At 60.3% G+C, this 18,208-nt stretch carries 17 protein-coding genes and 2 pseudogenes; 16 read left to right on the forward strand and 3 right to left on the reverse strand.

Features of this window, described 5'->3' with window-relative positions:
• Positions 1-139: 139 nt before the first annotated feature.
• A pseudogene (locus AC0L3H_RS19140) lies at positions 140-235 on the reverse strand (bifunctional Delta(1)-pyrroline-2-carboxylate/Delta(1)-piperideine-2-carboxylate reductase); the annotation flags it as partial.
• Between the two features lie 184 nt (positions 236-419).
• Between AC0L3H_RS19140 and AC0L3H_RS19145 the strand changes: the two are divergent.
• The 9 genes from AC0L3H_RS19145 (at position 420) to gmd (ending at position 10,211) form a co-directional block, all read left to right on the forward strand.
• A complete protein-coding gene (locus tag AC0L3H_RS19145; RefSeq protein ID WP_165848545.1) occupies positions 420-1,028 on the forward strand; it encodes an SIS domain-containing protein in 609 nt (202 codons plus the stop codon).
• Entirely contained in the window at positions 1,025-2,293 is a 1,269-nt protein-coding gene (locus AC0L3H_RS19150; protein ID WP_473586503.1) for an HAD-IIIA family hydrolase, read from the forward strand. Before AC0L3H_RS19145 ends, AC0L3H_RS19150 begins: the two co-directional genes overlap by 4 nt.
• Positions 2,286-3,341: an NAD-dependent epimerase/dehydratase family protein gene (locus AC0L3H_RS19155; RefSeq protein WP_473586504.1), complete on the forward strand. Its 1,056-nt coding sequence runs from the start codon at positions 2,286-2,288 to the stop codon at positions 3,339-3,341. Before AC0L3H_RS19150 ends, AC0L3H_RS19155 begins: the two co-directional genes overlap by 8 nt.
• Positions 3,342-3,374: 33 nt before the next feature.
• Positions 3,375-4,457 carry a GHMP family kinase ATP-binding protein gene (locus AC0L3H_RS19160; protein ID WP_287120579.1) on the forward strand — a complete coding sequence of 361 codons (1,083 nt, stop codon included), beginning with the start codon at positions 3,375-3,377 and terminating at the stop codon, positions 4,455-4,457.
• A 102-nt stretch (positions 4,458-4,559) separates the two neighbouring features.
• A complete protein-coding gene (gene rfbC / locus AC0L3H_RS19165) occupies positions 4,560-5,093 on the forward strand; it encodes a dTDP-4-dehydrorhamnose 3,5-epimerase (protein WP_473586505.1) in 534 nt (177 codons plus the stop codon).
• Positions 5,094-5,139: 46 nt separating this feature from the next.
• Complete coding sequence (locus AC0L3H_RS19170; RefSeq protein WP_473586506.1) at positions 5,140-6,480, forward strand: NAD(P)H-dependent oxidoreductase; 1,341 nt, start codon at positions 5,140-5,142, stop codon at positions 6,478-6,480.
• 37 nt (positions 6,481-6,517) lie between these two features.
• Complete coding sequence (locus AC0L3H_RS19175) at positions 6,518-7,306, forward strand: hypothetical protein (RefSeq protein WP_473586507.1); 789 nt, start codon at positions 6,518-6,520, stop codon at positions 7,304-7,306.
• 800 nt (positions 7,307-8,106) lie between these two features.
• Entirely contained in the window at positions 8,107-8,679 is a 573-nt protein-coding gene (locus AC0L3H_RS19180) for an FkbM family methyltransferase (protein ID WP_473586508.1), read from the forward strand.
• Between the two features lie 461 nt (positions 8,680-9,140).
• Positions 9,141-10,211: a GDP-mannose 4,6-dehydratase gene (gene gmd, locus AC0L3H_RS19185; protein WP_473586509.1), complete on the forward strand. Its 1,071-nt coding sequence runs from the start codon at positions 9,141-9,143 to the stop codon at positions 10,209-10,211.
• On the opposite strand, the gene AC0L3H_RS19190 is transcribed toward gmd, so the two are convergent.
• Entirely contained in the window at positions 10,098-10,625 is a 528-nt protein-coding gene (locus tag AC0L3H_RS19190; protein WP_473586527.1) for an nSTAND1 domain-containing NTPase, read from the reverse strand. The two genes, gmd and AC0L3H_RS19190, sit on opposite strands and share 114 nt — an antisense overlap.
• Before the next feature lie 21 nt (positions 10,626-10,646).
• Positions 10,647-11,102 (reverse strand): toll/interleukin-1 receptor domain-containing protein, encoded by a 456-nt coding sequence (locus AC0L3H_RS19195; protein WP_473586510.1) that lies wholly within the window; start codon positions 11,100-11,102, stop codon positions 10,647-10,649.
• Positions 11,103-11,216: 114 nt separating this feature from the next.
• Between AC0L3H_RS19195 and AC0L3H_RS19200 the strand changes: the two are divergent.
• The 7 genes and pseudogenes from AC0L3H_RS19200 to AC0L3H_RS19230 form a co-directional block, all read left to right on the forward strand.
• Positions 11,217-11,410, forward strand: a pseudogene (locus AC0L3H_RS19200) (IS630 family transposase); the annotation flags it as partial.
• Positions 11,411-12,103: 693 nt separating this feature from the next.
• A complete protein-coding gene (locus tag AC0L3H_RS19205; protein WP_473586511.1) occupies positions 12,104-12,394 on the forward strand; it encodes a hypothetical protein in 291 nt (96 codons plus the stop codon).
• A gap of 103 nt (positions 12,395-12,497) precedes the next feature.
• On the forward strand, positions 12,498-13,025 hold the full coding sequence (locus tag AC0L3H_RS19210; protein WP_473586512.1) for a hypothetical protein: 528 nt from the start codon (positions 12,498-12,500) through the stop codon (positions 13,023-13,025).
• A complete protein-coding gene (locus AC0L3H_RS19215; RefSeq protein ID WP_473586513.1) occupies positions 13,022-13,210 on the forward strand; it encodes a hypothetical protein in 189 nt (62 codons plus the stop codon). Before AC0L3H_RS19210 ends, AC0L3H_RS19215 begins: the two co-directional genes overlap by 4 nt.
• A 140-nt stretch (positions 13,211-13,350) precedes the next feature.
• Positions 13,351-13,839, forward strand: a complete 489-nt coding sequence (locus tag AC0L3H_RS19220) for a hypothetical protein (protein ID WP_473586514.1) — start codon at positions 13,351-13,353, stop codon at positions 13,837-13,839.
• Between the two features lie 916 nt (positions 13,840-14,755).
• Positions 14,756-15,955 (forward strand): MBL fold metallo-hydrolase, encoded by a 1,200-nt coding sequence (locus AC0L3H_RS19225; protein ID WP_473586528.1) that lies wholly within the window; start codon positions 14,756-14,758, stop codon positions 15,953-15,955.
• A gap of 7 nt (positions 15,956-15,962) precedes the next feature.
• The gene (locus tag AC0L3H_RS19230) at positions 15,963-18,203 is read left to right on the forward strand and encodes a hypothetical protein (protein WP_473586515.1); all 2,241 of its coding nucleotides are present in this window, start codon (positions 15,963-15,965) and stop codon (positions 18,201-18,203) included.
• The last annotated feature ends 5 nt before the right edge of the window (positions 18,204-18,208 follow it).

Raw genomic sequence — 18,208 nt, forward strand, 5'->3', positions numbered from 1 at the left:
GCGTGCGAGCACTTCGAGTTCAATTGCTATTCCGAACGGGAAGCTGGCGGGCGGCGCGCTCGCCGGAGGTAGCTAAAAGGAATATCCTTTGTTCTCTCCGTGGTGCCGAAAGAGCGGATGAAATGCGCAGCCCGTCGCGCTCGAGCAGGAGGTAAAGCCCCATCACCGCGGGTTTGCCTACGGCATTGTTGTCGGGCGACACCGTGACGATCTTGACGCCGATATGGCCGCCTGCCGGCCGCAACGGAGAGAACAAGGGATATTCCTTTTAGGTACGTCCGATGGGCGCCGCCCACCAGCTTCCCGTTCGGAATAGCAATTGAACTCGAAGTGCTCGCACGCTGTGATGATGGCTCACCTATTGCAGCAATCGAGGTGACAGAGCTCGCGATCGATCAGGGAGTGGTGGGATGTTGCAAATGTTCGCGGATGATGCCCTCTGGTTGCAGCCTAAGGAATTCACGCAGGATTATCTGGCATCGCTGTGCATCGCATTGGCGCAGATCGATACGGATGCCGTGCAGGAGGCGATACAGATGCTGCGCGCCGTACGCGATGCGGGCGGCACAGTCTTCGTCGCCGGCAACGGCGGCAGCGCAGCGACCGCCTCCCACTGGGTCAATGACCTCGGTAAGGCCACGAAGCGCTCGGGAAGGCAGCCAATCCGGGTCATGGGCCTGACAGACAACGTCTCCTGGATGACGGCGCTCGGCAATGACGAAGGCTACGAGCGTATCTTTGCCGGCCAGATGGAGAACTTCGCCAAGCCGGGTGACGTGCTCATAGTGATTTCAGCCAGCGGGAACTCGCTTAATCTCGTGCGGGCAGTCGAACTCGCTCGCGAAAGGAAGGTAGCCACGATCGGCATTGTCGGTTTTGACGGCGGCACGCTTAAAGAGCTCGTCGATCAGCCAGTATGGGTGCGGTCTGAAAAAGGCACCTACGAACTCGTCGAGGACGCCCACGCAGCGATCTGTCATGCCATCACGCGATACCTCGTCGCCGACCGACCGGAGCGCGGTCAATGAATATTGTCCTGCCGAGCTCGCCCTGCCTGCAAAAGGCAGATGTCGAGGGCCGCACCTACAGCCGGCCGCGCCAGGCGGTCATCGTGGCCGGCGGGCGTGGCACGCGCATGCGGCCGATCACACTCGACCGCCCGAAACCAATGGTGCCGGTGCTCGGCCGCCCTTTTTTGGAATACCAGATCGAACAGCTGCGGCAGGAGGGGTTCGAAAGGGTTCTTCTTCTACTCGGGTATTTGCCCCATGTGGTGATGGACCACTTCGGCGACGGCAGCAGGTTCGGCCTCAGTATCGAATATGCCGTCACCCGTCCCGACGACCTCACCAGCAGCCGGGTATCAAATGCCCGTCACCTCATAGATCCCTGCTTCCTGCTGCTGTATTGTGACAATTACTGGCCGATGCGCATGGAGCGGCTGTGGCAACGCTTCTGTGCGGCCGGCAAGCCTGGAATGATCACGGTCTACAGCAACAAGGACGGCTATTCACGCGGCAGCGTGATCCTTGATGCGGACGACAATGTTACCGTCTTCGACCGGCTCCGCACCACGCCCGGGCTGCAGGGAGTCGAGATCAGCTATGCCATACTGACCGATCTCGCCCTCGAACTCCTGCCCGACGAGGACACCCTCTTCGAGGAGGCCATCTACACGCCGCTCGCGACGCAGCATCGCCTCGCCGGCTTCGTGAGCGAGCACCGCTATTACAGCGTGGGCTCGATCGAGCGTCTACCCGCAACGGAGCGCTTTATGAGGCGCGAAAAAACCATGCTCGTAGATAGGGACGGCGTACTCAACTGTAGACCGCCACGGGCTCAATATGTGTGTTCATGGGACCAATGGGAGTGGGTTCCGGGTGCAAAGCAGGCGTTGGCCCTTCTGAACGAGGCCGGCTACCGCATAGTCGTCATCTCGAACCAGGCAGGGATAGCGCGCGGAGCGATGACCGCCGCTGATCTCGAGGCGATTCACCAGCGCATGTGCGCCGAGTCCGAAGCCGTCGGCGGCAAGATCGCGGAGATCTACCACTGCCCACACGGCTGGGACGACGGCTGCGACTGCCGCAAGCCCAAACCCGGCATGCTGTATCAGGCACAGCGCGACTTTGATCTCGACCTCACACGCACACTCTTTGTCGGCGATGACGATCGTGACCGTCAAGCGGCCGAAGCCGCGGACTGCCTATATGCGCAAGTAAGCGAGCAATGCTCGCTTCTGGACCTCACCCGTCAACTCCTTTCGAAAGCGGAGCAGGGCAGACATGAATGAACCAACACGCGTTCTCGTCACCGGACACAATGGATATCTCGGTTCTGTCATGGTGCCCGTGTTGCAGACGGCGGGCTATGAGGTGGTCGGGCTGGACATGGGATATTTTCATGCGTGCACCCTGGGAGCCGACAATACCAGTGTCCCCGAGATCACAAAGGATCTGCGCGCCATCGAACCCCCGGATCTCCAGGGCTTTGACGCAGTGATCCATCTGGCGGCACTCTCGAACGACCCGATCGGAAATCTCAACGCGGATTGGACGAGGCAGATCAATGCGCAAGGGACAGTTCGTCTGGCCACGATGGCCAAAGCGGCCGGCATCCGGCGATTCCTATTTTCCTCCTCCTGCATCATGTATGGCATGTCGAAAGCCGCCGTCGTCGACGAAACCGCCCCGCTGGCGCCGCAAACAGAGTACGCAAGATCGAAGGCTGTTGCCGAAGAAGCGCTGCGCGCGCTGGCGGACGACCGGTTCTCGCCCGTCTATTGCCGCAACGGCACCGTCTATGGTCTCTCGCCGCGAATGCGCTTCGACACCGTGCTGAACAATTTCATGGGCAGCGCCTTCACAACTGGACGTGTCGAAGTCCATAGCGATGGCACGCCATGGCGGCCCGTGGTTCATGTCCAGGATGTCGCGCGTTATTTCAAATTGATGCTGGAGGCGCCGCTACAGGACATCCACAATGAGGCGTTCAACATGGGTGTTGAAAGCCTCAATCTTCAGGTGCGCGAGATAGCAGAGATCGCCGTTGAGGCCGTCCCCGGCGCTCAGCTCACAATGACACCGAAGCCAGGCGCGGACCAAAGGACCTACAAGGCGGACTTCGGCAAGTTCTCACGGACTTTCCCGGATTTCGAGTTTCAGTCGACGGCGCGAAAGGGAGCGCAGGAGCTTTACGAGGCGTTCCGCTCGATCGCACTTAGATTTGAAGACTTTACCGACAAGCGCTTCACGCGGCTGCGCTGGCTCGATCATTTGCTCAAGGCGGGGATGCTCGATGATCAGCTGCGCTGGCGAACCGCACAGCCGCGTGTTGCCTAATTTTCATTCCGTTGATTTTCGTGAGGGCAAAATATGGAACAGCTAGACGACACCAAAGCCGTGGGGCGCCGCTCAGGACTGGACCTTCCGACCATCATCGACCGCGCTGCACAGCGTCTACCGTCTCTCGTCCTGACGCGCACTCCTTTGCGCGTCAGTTTTGCTGGCGGCGGTACCGACCTGCCCGATTTCTACAATCTCGATTGCGGCGCGGTCTTCAGCGCGGCAGTGGACAAATACATCTATGTCACCGTCAAGCGTCACAGCGAGATCTTTAATGAACCTATCCGCTTGAACTATTCACAGACAGAGCAGGTAAACACCATTGGGGAGATCAAGAACAACATCGCCCGCGAATGCCTGCGTTTCCTGGAGATCGAACCGCCGATTTACATCTCGACGGTCGGAGACATGCCGGCCTCGACGGGCATGGGGGGGTCGAGCTCGTTCACGGTGGGACTGCTCAACGCCCTGCATGCATTCCGGGGAGAACGTGTCACCCCTGGCCAACTCGCCGAAGAGGCATGTCACATCGAGATGCACATCCTCAAGGAGCCGATTGGCAAGCAGGACCAGTATGCCGCCGCGTTCGGGGGCATGAACCTGTTCCGCTTCCAGCCTGGCGGCGCGGTAACGGTCGAGCCGCAGCGGGTGCGCAATGGCGCCGTCGAACATCTCTTCAGCAACCTGATGATGTTCTGGACATCGCATCAGCGACCGGCCAGTTCCGTGCTGGCAGAGCAGAAGGCGAACACGTCAAGCAATCTCGATACGCTCAGGCGGATGCGGGACGATGCCTTCATGCTTCAGGAGATCTTTTCGGAGCCCGTCATCGACATAGAACGCTTCGGTGCCGTCCTTCACGCAGGGTGGGAGATGAAGCGGAGTTTGGCGTCCCGCGTGAGTAACGCGGCGATCAATGGCCACTACGACCTCGCCAGGGACGCAGGTGCGGAAGGCGGCAAGCTGTGCGGCGCCGGCGGCGGCGGGTTCCTTATGTTCGCGGTCAAGCCGGAACGCCGAGAAAGCGTAAGACGCGCACTTTCACACCTAGCCTATGTGCCTATCGGCTATGAAGTCCACGGCTCGCGGCTCTTGCATCCGGCGCAAGTCTAATGCCGTCCCCGATCGCACAAGCGGATCGCCGGCGCGAGCAACCATCAGGAGAGCGTCGGAGATGCGACCCGACGTTACACTCATTTGATCAATGGATCTACGATGCTTTTCACAAAGACCGATATTCCCGGCGCCACCCTGGTGGAACTGCAGAAGTTCGAAGACGAGCGGGGCTTTTTCGCACGCGGCTGGTGTTCGCGGGAATTTGCCGAGCAGGGGCTTCCGGATCATGTCGTGCAGATGAATATTTCATACAACAGGCACAAGCATACACTGCGCGGCTTCCACTACCAGCTGGCTCCCCATGGCGAGGACAAGATGCTTCGCTGTATCCGGGGCAGCCTGTACGACGTGCTGATCGACCTGCGGCCCGAGTCGCCCACCTATAAGAAGCACTTCACTGTGGAACTCTCCGCGGCGAACCAACGGATGCTGGTGATACCGAAGGGCTGCGCGAACGCCTTTCTCACCATTGAGAACCACACCGAGGCCACGTATCTCGTCTCCGAATTCTATGCACCGGCAGCCGAACGCGGTGTTCGTTGGAACGATTCTGCTTTCGCCGTGAAGTGGCCAGTGGATGAGCCGGCGGTGATCTCAGATAAGGACCGAACTTGGCCGGACTACGCCGAATGACCTTTCTCGCCGACGAACTTGCGGGAGCGCTACAGAGGAGACGCAAATGTTCATCGTCGACAGGGAGTTGGAGTTGCTCCAGGCTGAGGGGCGTCCAATTCGCGTGGGTATGGTGGGGGCCGGTTTCATGGCCCGAGGCATCGCGATGCAGATGCTGCGACATGTTCCGGGCATGAAACTCGTAGCCATTTCCAACAGACACGTGGAAAAGGCGCGAGAGACCTATGCCGCTGCAGGCGCGGACGATGTGACGGAGGCGACCAGCACCAAAGCGCTTGAGGATCTCGTGGCCCGCGGCCGCCGCGCGATCACGGCGGACCCGATGCACATTTGCGAGGCCGAAGGCATCGACATCGTCGTCGAGGCGACAGGCACGATCGAGTTCGCTGCCCACGTCACAATGCGCGCGATCCGGCACGGCAAGCATGTCGCCCTGATGAATGCCGAACTCGACGGCACGATCGGCCCAATCCTGAAAGTGTATGCCGACCGGGCAGGCGTGATCCTCACCAATGTGGAGGGGGATCAGCCGGGCGTCATCATGAACCTCTACCGTTGGGTCAGGGGCCTGGGTATACGTCCCGTGCTTTGCGGGAACATCAAGGGCCTGCACGATCCCTACCGAAATCCGACGACCCAGGAGGGATTTGCCAAGAAGTGGGGGATGAAGGCCCCGATGGTCACCTCCTTCGCGGACGGCACGAAGATCTCATTCGAGAACGCCATCGTCGCCAACGCCACAGGCATGCTGGTGGCCAAGCGCGGCATGTACGGGCCTGTGGTCGAGCCCGGGACCCCGATCCAGGAGGCGGTCGGCTGGTATCCACTCAATCAGCTCCTCGAGGGGCCGGGGGTAGTTGATTATTGTGTCGGCGCCATGCCCAACCCCGGCGTCTTCGTTCTTGGCACCACAGAAAATGCCGTCGAGAAACACTATCTGTCACTCTACAAGATGGGCCCCGGGCCGCTCTACTGTTTCTATTGGCCTTATCATCTGTGTCATTTCGAGGTGCCCTTCACGGTGGCGAGGGCCGCGATCTTCCGCGATGCTGCGATTGCGCCCCTGGGCGCGCCGACCGTTGACGTGGTGGCCGCCGCCAAGCGGGACCTTAGTGCCGGAGAGATCCTCGACGGCCTCGGATATTACATGACCTATGGCCTCTGCGAGAACGCGCCGACGGTGCACGCCGAGCGGCTTGTGCCGATCGGGCTCGCCGAGGGCTGCCGACTGCTGCGCGACGTCAAGCGCGACGAGGTGCTCGGCTATGACGACATCGAGCTTCCGATAGGGCGGCTGTGCGACGCGCTGCGCCGGGCGCAGGATCTTGTCTTCTTCGGCAGCTCTGCCGCGTCACCGCAGCGCGAGGTTCTACAACCGCTTAGTTAGCGGGATGTTCCGCAGACCGAGCCCGAGGAGGTTCGAGATGGCCGAACCGATGGCGCGAACGCTATCCGACTTCCATTACCTGAAGCATGCCGCCGCGCTTTGCCTCCTCTTTGTGGGTACGACTTTCCTGGCCCTTAACCCGGATTGGATCGACAGGCCCCTCGTAAAGGCCATCAACACCGTAGCGAGCAATCAGCCCTTCGCCAGCCGGCTCGCTTTCGGTGCCGTCTACCCAACAACCGAGGGCGCTATAGCTGTGTCCTTGCTTTGGTATTGCTGGTTCGCCCATGACAGGCCGGAATCGAGGGCAAGGCTGGTGAGCGGCGTCTGCGCAGCTGTCCTCGCGGCGCTCGTCGCGCATTTCCTGCAGGGCACTCTGCCGACGACGCCAAAGCCGATTTTTGACGCCGCACTTGGGCTTCATATCCCGGAGGTTCTGGGCGACGCTGCCGTTCTGCGCTCAGCGCCGTTCGCCGGCAGCCCCGGGTTCCCCAGTGAGCGAGCGGTTCTGTTCGCGGGTTTAGCGATCGCCATTCTTCTCGTTCGCTTCGAACTCGGACTCCTCGCCCTGGCCTGCACCTTGGTGATAGAGCTTGCGCGAGTCTACTTGGGGCTGCATTACCCGACCAATGCTCTGGGTAGCCTCGCCTTGGCCGCGACCCTGGCATGGCTAGCACAAACGCGCCCGAGCCTTGAACTCGGCGCCTTGTTTCTCCGGTGGGAGCGCGGCGCCGCATCAAGCTTCTATCTGTGCAGCTTTCTGGTCTCATACCTTGTTATTGCGTTTCAGGACTTGCGCGAACTTGCCAAAGGGCTTCTCCAATAGGAACTGGTGTGAAGCCGGCCAGGAAATGTCATCTTGGCCAAGCAACAACAATCATGCTGAAGGGTTCGCAACAGCGGCGAATTACACAATGCAACGGATCAAAAATATGCATCCGGCAGCTGGATAAGGCTCCCCATACGGCTTCCACTGGCCCTATTATCTCTGCCATTTCGAGTACCCACTACGTCGCGCGGCCGCTGTTCAAAAAGCCCGATCGCTCCGCTCGGCGAAGCCCAGGGTCAATTTCGTTCGAACCGCGAAGGCCCGCCCTCCCCTGCGTTCAGCTCCGCAACGAACAGGATCACCACTTCTTCGGCTCCGCAAGTAGCCGGCACGCAGCCCTCGGACAGGGGCATCGGCGTAGGGACTCGTGAGCCGACGCTCGCAGCGGGGCGGCTTCCTATGCAGTAGGGCGAAGACGTTGGCGAGCCCAAGGCGACGCTCCCGCAGCATCTGTTACGAACGCCGAGCGATGGGGATTACCTCCTTTTGCTGGAGTGCCGGCCACAATGACACTCTGGTCGCGGGAGGGAATTGATGTAAAATTCACAGGGCGATAGCCCCTCCGCGTTAGGCCAGACTGAACCCATCTGGCGCTCTTGTCCATTTTGGACATGGTGAGGACGGCGCAGTCAAGCGGAACAGCTACTACGAATAAGCCAAAGGCACTATTGATGTACAATCCAGATTGGCTCCGGTATTGTAAGCGCGTTGTAAGAGCGGCCTTAGGCTTCGATCATCTTCTCCGGCCCGAATGCTCTGTTCCTACACAAAAACTCGGTTCCGTATATGGAGGTTGGGTGGTTGCGGTCGAACCTCTTCTAGGTACTCCCTCCCCTATTGTTCTTTCCTTTGGCTTAGGGGATGACATCTCATTTGATCAGGAAATCAGCAAAGTATTCGGCGCAAAGGTCTTTGGGTTTGATCCGACTCCGGCCAGTCTTGACTGGATTGCCGCTCAGGAATTACCCCCCACTGTGCGGATCTACCCCTTTGGAATATCTAATTTCGACGGGGAGCAGACGTTTGCTGTGTCCGAAGATGATACACGCGGCAATTTTTCCACGAAGATGGTTACAGGCAAGAGCATTATCTGCAACGTGAGGCGTTACTCTACTATCCTGGATATGCTCGGACTGGCAACTATCGATGTGCTGAAACTCGACGTTGAGGGGGCAGAGCACGACGTCCTTCCACAGGTGCTTGGATCTGATGTCTTACCGAGACAGATTCTCGTCGAGTTTCACCACTGGTGGCACCGCACTCCGGTGGAGCAAACCTACCGAACAGTAGAAGCGATAAAGGGCCAGGGGTACACCCTGTTCCATGTTTCTCCTGCGGGCCACGAATTGTCATTTTTGCTGACGCGATAACAAGCCTTACGAGAATTTTCGACAAGCCGCCGCCGGTGGCGGGGATCGTCGGCAACAAGCGCCCCGACGCCACGCTTGCCAGGTGACCCGAGATGCAGGCTGGACGCGAACGTTTCTCAGCCGGCATGGCCCGCGCCGCACTGGTCAGACGACCCACATGTTCGGCATTGCCGACGGCAGCATGGGCGGCAAGCAGCTCGCGGAGAAGCGGTGGCGCAAGCGCTTGTGAACTGACGGCTCGCGGCGGGCGGCTACGTCCGACGAGGCTAGCCAAGCAGAAAGGGACGCACGGGAAGTAGCTGTGACGGGCATTGAGCGGTGGGATTACCTCCGTTTGGTGGCGTGCCTCCCACAATGACACTCTGGTCGAACAAAGCGCTTTCGCCTTTCATTTGAGGAGCGCGGGGGCGGACCGTAGGTCGACGGCGCCACCACAGCCCTCAACGATTGGATGGGACACGATGACAGATCGCATTGCGCTCATAACTGGTGTGACCGGTCAGGACGGTGCCTACCTTGCCAGACTGCTGCTGGAGAAAGGCTATACTGTCCACGGACTGAAACGCAGATCGTCCTCCTTCAATACCGAACGCATCGACGACATCTACGTCGATCCGCACGAACCGGACGCACGCTTCTTTCTCCACTACGCCGACCTGACCGATGCGACCAATCTCATTCGTATCATTCAGCAGACGCGCCCTACCGAAATCTACAATCTTGCGGCTCAAAGCCATGTCCAGGTAAGCTTCGAGACGCCGGAATATACCGGCAACGCCGATGCCCTTGGCACACTCAGGCTGCTTGAAGCCATACGCATCCTGAAGATGGAAGAGCGGGTGCGCTTTTATCAAGCGTCAACCTCCGAGCTGTTCGGCAAAGTCCAGGAGGTGCCCCAGACGGAGAAGACGCCGTTCTACCCGCGCTCTCCCTATGCGGCGGCCAAACTCTATGCCTATTGGATCACGATCACTTACCGTGAAGCGTACGGAATGTTCGCTTCCAATGGCATACTGTTTAATCATGAAGGCCCCACGCGCGGCGAGACGTTTGTGACCCGCAAGATCACACGTGCGGTTGCAGGTATCGAGCGAGGCTTTCAGTCCACCCTCTATCTTGGAAATCTGGACGCGAAACGCGACTGGGGGCATGCTCGCGACTATGTGGAGGGCATGTGGCGGATTCTCCTGCACGCCGAGCCTGACGACTTCGTCCTCGCCACGGGCGAAATCCATTCGGTGCGCGAGTTCGTGGAACGTGCCTTTCGGGCAGTCGGCCGCGTCATCGTCTGGGAAGGTAAGGGGGTGGACGAGATCGGCCGGGATCGCAAGACAGGAGAGATCCTCGTCCGAGTCGACCCACGCCATTTCCGTCCGACGGACGTCGATCTCCTGATGGGAAATCCGGCGAAAGCCCGCTCAAAGCTCGGCTGGTCGCCTAAGACGACGTTCAGCGACCTGGTGGCGGAAATGGTGGCCGCCGATCTGAAACGTCTGGAGCGAGAGACCTGGCACATGGACAGTAGCGTCTAGAGTGGGCCACCGGTTATGGACTACACTTATCGGCTCGACGCAAAACGCGTATTCGTGGCTGGCCACCGCGGCGCGGCGATTGGAGAAGAAAACTGCGAGGTCCCGGCCGATCCTGCTCGACAACTTGCTGATCGAAGCGAATGTCATCCGGCGTAGGCGCGGCCACAACCCCGCTTCCAGGAACGACGACTTGCCGGCTCCTGAAGCGCCCAGAACCACGAGCGCCCGCTCGGCGCCGGCATCGCGCATCAGCCGCAGCCGGTCCAGAGCGCGAAGAACCTGAGTGTCGCGGCCGAAGAAGATGGCAGCGTCTTCCTCGGTCAGAGGTTCGAATCCCGGATATGGCCGTCGGCCGGGCGGAAAGCTGAAGCTTTTGGCATCAAGACGTTGAGGCCCTGCTTGAGCCGTTCCCAGCCTTGCACATCGAGCACTAAGTCAACGGCCTGGTGGTCGGCCGCCATGTCCGCCGGAGATCTCGACGTCATCTATGATTACCGGAAACAATCGCTTGCCGAGTTGCTTGGCAAGCAGATATTCCGACAGGCACCAGCGCGAGTTCAGCCAATCTAGCGAAATTAGAAACACCACCGCCTCCCAGCGGTCGGCCGCCGCCCTCAAGGCGTTCTGCCACCGCTCACCCGGGGCCAGTCCGCGCACCGGGTCGAGATCGAGGAACACATCGTCCCAGCCGTTGGCGACCAACCAATCGCGCACCTCGACGGCCCGCGGGGCCGTCCCGGCTTGAGTGACTGACAAAATGCGAGACACTTTCGGACCCCAAGCCCATCCGCTTTGATCGGGATTCCTGTGGTTGTCCGCAAAGTTCCAGTAGACAATACACCACAAGCGAAACCCTTTGAAGAACATACTATTCCTCGCCACGCCCATCATCAGCCATCTCTCGGAAGTTGGCGTTGGGCTCTTACATTGACGCACATGTAAGCTGGGTGCCCCCTGAAGCCTGTGCAGAAATGGTCGAGCACTAGGCTGCAGGTTGCCTCTTTCGACCCCGACAGGCTGATCTTCATCGATGAGACCGCGGCATCCACAAAGATGGCGCGGATGCTGGACGCAGCCTGAGCGGCGAACGATGCCGGGCGGCCGTTCCTCACGGCCATTGGAAGATCACCACCTTCACGGCCGGCCTGCGGCTGGGCGGCATGACGGGGCCAATGCTGCTTGGCGCGCGGCTCCTTGGACGCAGTGTGCTTGGCTAAGAGCCTGTTTGGAAATTCTGCTCCGACGACCATCTGATGGCGTTTTCTGCGCTTCCGGTGCTAACGGACCCAAATGTCCGCTGCGCTCCGGCTCTCGAAACCACCACCGTATGACTCGCCGGAGCGACTTTCGAAACAGCTCTTAACAGCCAATTCGCTCGCCGGAAGAAATTGACACCAACAATTCGAGTTGACTGTCAAACACAACGAGCACAAGTAACTCTAACAAATTGTCATGACCTATCGAAGTTTTTCGAAACTAAATTTCGGAATTCGTCAATGATGACTTCCGTCTTCATGACGATATGATTAGATGGAGATCTTCAAAATGTGTGCTTTATTATTTTCAGACCTCAATTCGACGGTTACCGAACCATTGGCCCGCCGATCTCTAATACGAAACCCATCGCCTGCCTCAGGCCAAGCGCCAGGTTGGAATGCTCTGTCGCAGCATGCTTATGACGAGCATTGGCTGCAAGACTTGCTGTTTCGGCATCCCGCCTTGATCGTGGCCGATCGCCTTGATGGCGGTGGGGGCGATGTCGTCCCCCTGTGCCGGGAGCTGGCCATTCCCCGCGCTGGCGGGACAGTGTTCGCGGATATTCTGGGCGTGGCAAGGACCGGCCGATTATTGAGTGCAAGCTTTGGCGCAATCCGCAGGCACGCCGCGAGGTATTGGCACAAGTCGTCGAATATGCCGCCCTACTGCGCCGCTGGAGCTTTGGCGATCTGACCGCGGGGCTGAAACGCAAGTTGGCCATTGCTGGACAAAATCGGATCTTTGACCTGGCGAAGGCAAAATGGCCTGAGCTTAAAGAGGCCCCTTTCGTCGATGCCGTGACGCGGTCACTGAAGCTCGGTGACTTTCAGCTCATTATCGCCGGAGATGGCATCCGCTCGGATACGCGCGATTGCCGAGCATCTAAATTCGCAAGGCGCCGGCCTGGCGCAGCTGACATTGCTTGAGATCCAGCTTTGGCAGGCGGCCTCCGGAAACCTGGTTGTATTGCCTTCCGTGCCGCTACGCACCGAAGTTCTCCAGCAAAGGGTTTTGGTCGACGGCGGCGGCATGCCGCTCCAGCTGGAGGCTCCAGAAATTGTCAGTGCCGCTTCTGACGAAACTATGGAAAGTGTTGTCGATCCAGAGCGAGCCAACCGGCGAGGCGTCAATCGCGCATTCTGGCAGCGCTTCATAGACCAGGTTCAGTTCGACCATGCCGACCAGCTGCCGCCACGCCACGGCGGCGACAATTGGGTCAGGATTCCGCTGCCCGAGCCGCTTGGCTGGATAACTGGCTTTCGCTCAGCCGGCACCAGAGCCGAGGTCGGCCTGTTCCTGACCTTTCACGGCGAGGACGGTCAGAACCTTTTTGATGGGTTCCACAACGACATTGCAGAATTGCGCAGCGAAAGTGGCCTTGACCTGGTCACCCGATTGAAATCCGCCGCACCCTTCCATGCTGAACTCGGCATGTTCAGGCCACGGTCGGACCTTGCCGGCGACGAACAGCAACTCGACTGGCTCTGCGATGCCGCAAATCGATTTGTCTCGTTGATCCGGCCGCGGCTCAGCGTGCTGGCGGAGGCCGCCGAATGACGAGGCTTCTCAAATGGGAACGGCAGGCCCTGAAGGGTGACTTCTCGGCGATGCCCGCACCATTCGACTGGGATCAGTCGGGCCGCTTTGCCCATTTTCTGAACGGGTATGAGGTCGCCGGAGGAATGAACCCCCTTGGCGTCTTCCAGCGCCCGCACTTGAATCAGTTGTTGAGCATCGCCTGAATCGAATTCTCAGTGATCAGGCCCAACTGTCTGGTTGGATTCAGCAATGGGCCGACGGTGGCGAAATTCAGTCGGCGATGCGGCGGGCAGAAGTGATGCGGTTGTGCTGGGCATCAGACACTGCGGAAGCGAAGCGATTTATGCTTCGAAAGATCGTTCGGAGAATCACCCTCAAGCCCGGATCGTTGACGATCGAACTCGATCGCCGCTCGCTATCGGAATTGCTTCTCGACCGTACTCTGCCTCCCAACGATAGCGCCCAAGTAACTTCGATCGAATGTCCAATCGGTATGAAGCGGCGCGGTGTCGAGACGCGGATCGTGCTTACAGACGGGTCCAACATCAGCCGAGAACCAGATGGCGCCTTGATCGACCTTGTGCGTCGAGCCCGCCTCTACCTGGAGCAACTTACGGACGGAGCCAACCGCAGCCTCACCGACGTTGCCATGCTCAACGGCACCGACACGTCTGAGGTGAGCCGACTTCTTCCCTTCGCGTTCCTCGCTCCGAAAGTAACGGCCAGCATCGTTGCCGGTGATCAGCCTGTCCAACTGACGGCGCACAGACTCTCGCGGGTCTCTGACCTGCCACACGCCTGGACCAGCCAGACTGCACTCCTCGGCTTCTGACACCAATCCGGCGTGCATCTGGCTGATCAGCCAACCATCGCTTTGCCAAACACTTGGCTACGGAATTCGCCCGACAGAGACGGGCGGGCCAAAAGTCAGGTGTTTTGGACGCTCACTGCGGAGCCCCAGCCAAGTGTTGGCCACTACTCGGCGCTAACCCACGGACATGTCGTAGCTATTCTGAGACGGGCGAAAAACCCGGAAATCCGGCGGACTGAATGGTGGGCCCGGAGGGTGTATTAAAATCGTTGGTTTTGTTGAGTTTTTCGTGGGCCAAAATCAGAAATCTTCCCGTATCGTTCCGCATGGACCCGTGACGCCATACAGTCGACTTTAGCTAACCTCATTAGCGAACGGTCGGAGCTATGCTCCAGAATGGCAGCAGTGGCCCGCAGCGGACTGTCGGGTTTCGGTGCTACACCATCGTGAGGCCGACGTATCTCTGCCGACCGAACAAGCCGCTTCGCGGCCGCATCGTGCTTGTCAGGTCGAAGACCAGATCAAGGTTAACTTGGACCGACGGTCTGGGTTGGCTCGAAAAAGTCCTGACCGCCGACAGCCAGCCCTTGTGCAACTGCAGGAACGTCCCAATGTGATGGATTGAGTCTGTGACAATATGTCAGCAATGTAGACCATTTTCTTGTTGACACAGTGCACGCACGCCATCTCCGTATTTACATCAAACTCGAGCCATGCCACTAAAAAAGGCAGCCGGCATATTGCGCCGACTGCCTTCGTTTGTTTCGAGCTGCGGTATTGCCCAGACGCTGTCGCTCGCAGCTCACCGCTAGCCCGAGACCTTCAACAAGTACGGTCCTAGTGCTCCAAGGCCCCAGTGACAAGCCTGGGCTCCATGAGCCCGCTCCGGTCGAGTCCTCCCAAGACGACCGGACAGGCAAGCACAGGACCGCGTCAAATGTCGGCGAATCTTACGTTTTACCCCGTGGGCAACGGGGACATGGCACTTATTGCCCTCGACAACGGCCAGAACATCCTCATCGACGTCAACATCCGCGCGTCGGCGGATGGTGAGGACGAGGATGTCCACGATGTTGCACAGGACCTGAAGGACCGGCTGCCGCGCGATGACGAGGGACGCCCCTATGTCGACGCCCTCCTCATCTCGCATCCAGACGTCGACCATGTCAGCGGCCTTCGCAACCACTTCCATCTCGGGCCGCCGGACGAGTACCCGGAAGACGAGGACGACGACCGCATCCTGATCCGGGAAATGTGGTCATCGCCGATCGTGTTCCGCCGCGCGAGCTCCCAGCACAAGCTGGGCGACGACGCCAAGGCATGGGCGAAGGAAGCGCGGCGGCGCGTCGCTCTTTTCCGCGAAAAGGGACTTGACGGCACCGGTGACGGCGACCGGATCCTGATCATCGGCAAGGATCGTGACGGCAACACCGACGAGATCATGGAGATCGTCATCCTGCAGGATGAGTTGATCACCGCCGCCAACCGCAACGAGGACGGCCAGTTCGAGGCGCGCTTGCTGGCCCCGATCTACATCGACCCGAACCAGGAAGACGCCGAAGAACTGATCGAGCTACTGTCGAAGAACAACTCCTCGGTGATCCTGCGGTTCTCGATCATGGCCGACGGCACGGACGACGCCTGCCGCTTCCTGACCGGCGGCGATGCTAGCGTCGAGATCTGGGACCGCCTGTGGCGACGCCACAAGGACATCAATCCGGACTGGTTCAGCTACGACGTCATGGAAACCCCGCACCACTGTTCGTGGCGGACGCTGAGCCATGATCGCTGGTCGGAAATGGGCGAGGACGTGAAGGTCTCGCCGGATGCCCGCAATGCCCTGTCGCAGACCCGCAAGGGTGCTCACATCGTCGCCAGTTGCAACCCGATCAAGAAGGAAGAGCCGAATCCGCCGCACGAGCGTGCTAAGCGCGAGTACGTCTCGATCACGGCATCCGACCGGTTCCATTGTACCGAGGAATACTGGGAAAAGAACTCCCGCCCGGTCGAGTTCTCGATCACCCACGCCGGCCCTTCCTTCAGCCACCGAGTGGCCGCCAAGAAGGTTGCCGCAGCGATCGGCATTTCGGCGATCCCCACGGTGGCCCGGGGCCACGGGTCGCGGGGCCGCAGGTAGCACGGCTATGGCCAAGGCTGACATGCAGCGACACGCAGACCACTTCCTGCGTGTCGTATCAGGCTATCCCTACGTCGTCAGCGCCGGCCTCGCCGGCGTTGATGATGCCCAGGCGGCCCTGACGCTCGAGCTCGCCATCGAGCTGCCCAACGCGGCCAGATTGGCCGGGCAAAGCGATACGGGCGTGCGGGCAGTTGAACGCGTCGACGTCGTGCTGCGCGGCGACTACCCGCGCCGTTGCCCTTCATTCCGACTGCGGGCTGACTTCCCGGCGGCCATGCCCCACCTCGCCCCGGGCGACGGAAAGTCCCTTCCGGTGCCGTGCCTGGTCGACGGCTCTCCGGATGAATTCTTTGCCCAGCACGACCTCGTGGATGCAGGCATCATGGCGATCGTCGAGCAGATGTGCGTCTGGTTCAAGCGAGCCGCGATCGGCAGCCTTGCCAATGCCAAGCATGGCTGGGAACCGGTCAACCGCGACATCGTGCTGCATGAAGTCGTGGTCGACCGCGAGTATCTCCTCGCCAAGCGGATCGGCAAAGATGCCGGCAGCGTCTGGCTTCGCTCAAACTTCATACGGTGGCTCTTCCAGGTCGACCGCGGGGATTCGCTGGGTGTGTGGGTCGGAACCGAGCTTGCGCCGAAGATTGGCGACAAAACTCCGTTCCCGTTCGAGTTCGATGGCCCGGACAAGGTCGGCAAGACCGTCACCGTCGTGCTCTGGTCCAGCCACAAATCCATCAGCCAGGACATCCTCGCCGACGACGTCACCACGCTCGGGCAGTTGGAGGCGCGGGCGGACGCCTACGGCATCGGAGACCAGTTCCGCCAGTTGCTGACGGATCTGGAAAGACGCTTCGAGAACATGTGGATATCGTCACCACTGCCGGTCGCGGTGATCCTTTGCGTCCGCCGGCCGTTCCACCTCATGGGACGGGCGTCCGACATCGAGTTCCTGGCCTACTGGTTCAGGTTCCATCGCCCAAAAGCGGTTAACCCGCCCCCGGTCCTGAACAAGGGCGATCCCGTATTCCCGGCGCGGCAGGTCGACATGCCCTCCGCTGCCCTGTTTCGCCACATCACCGGCGCTCCCGAGATCCCCGACACCAGCATTGTCGGCTGCGGTAGCGTGGGGTCCAAGCTCGCGTTGCACCTAGCGCGAACGGGCGCGCGGATCCTCGCCGTAACAGACAATGCGATGTTGAAACCCCATAACATGGCGCGCCATGCGCTCGCACGCGATTCGTTGCCGTACTTCAAGGCACCGGAACTGGCGGCCGAGCTCGGCAATCTGGGCGAGCGGCCGGCATCCCACATTGGCGATGTCATTGCCTCGCTGGCCAAGCCCGCCGACCTGTGCCGCGTCGTTCCCGAGCAGACCGGGTTGGTTGTCAACACCACGGCCTCACGCCTGGTCCGCGAAGCCCTGTCCGGATGCGCGGGCGGCAGGATCAAGGCCAGGGTGGTCGAGGTCACCCTGTTCGGCCGCGGCGACGGCGCCTTCGTGTTCGCGGAGGGCGATGCCGGCAGGCCTTCCCTGTCGCAGCTCGAGGCGAGCCTTTACGCCACCGTTTCCAAGAGGGAACGGCAGTTGCTCTTTGATCCGGCGACAGGGCTCACCCAGGTGCAGATCGGTGAGGGATGCGGTTCGCTGACCATGCCCATGACCGATGCGCAGCTTTCCGCCATGACCGCCATGGCGACCGAGGAACTCACCCGCATGGTAACGTCTGGAGCAGGCGGTGGGGGGCAGGTCGCGATCGGCGTCAGGGACCGCACCGGACTGACAACCAGCTGGCGCCGGATGCAGATCCCCGCCTTCCACCGCGTGAAGGTCGAGGGCGGCGACTGGACCCTCGACATTTGCGATAATGTCGTCCGCCGGATCTGCGATGAAATCGCGGCGTACCCCGCCGTCGAAACCGGCGGCCTGCTGATCGGCACCTGCAATTCGCGTCTTCGCGCGATTACGGTCGTCGACATCCTGCCCGCGCCCGAGGACAGCACGCGCAGTGCCAGCCTATTCATGCTCGGCACCAAGGGCCTGAAGAAGATGGTCGGCCAGCGATTCCGGGACAGCGGCGGCAGCCTTTTCGATGTCGGAACGTGGCACAGCCATCTCGCTGACCAAGACGCATCCCCCCTCGACTGGAAGACCGCGAAATCCCTCGCGGAGGAACGACCGCCGCCGGCCGTGCTGCTGATCTGCACACCTAAGCGGCTCCTCGCCATCACCGGCACGAATTGAGCCTA

Source organism: Mesorhizobium sp. WSM4816, assembly GCF_055811535.1.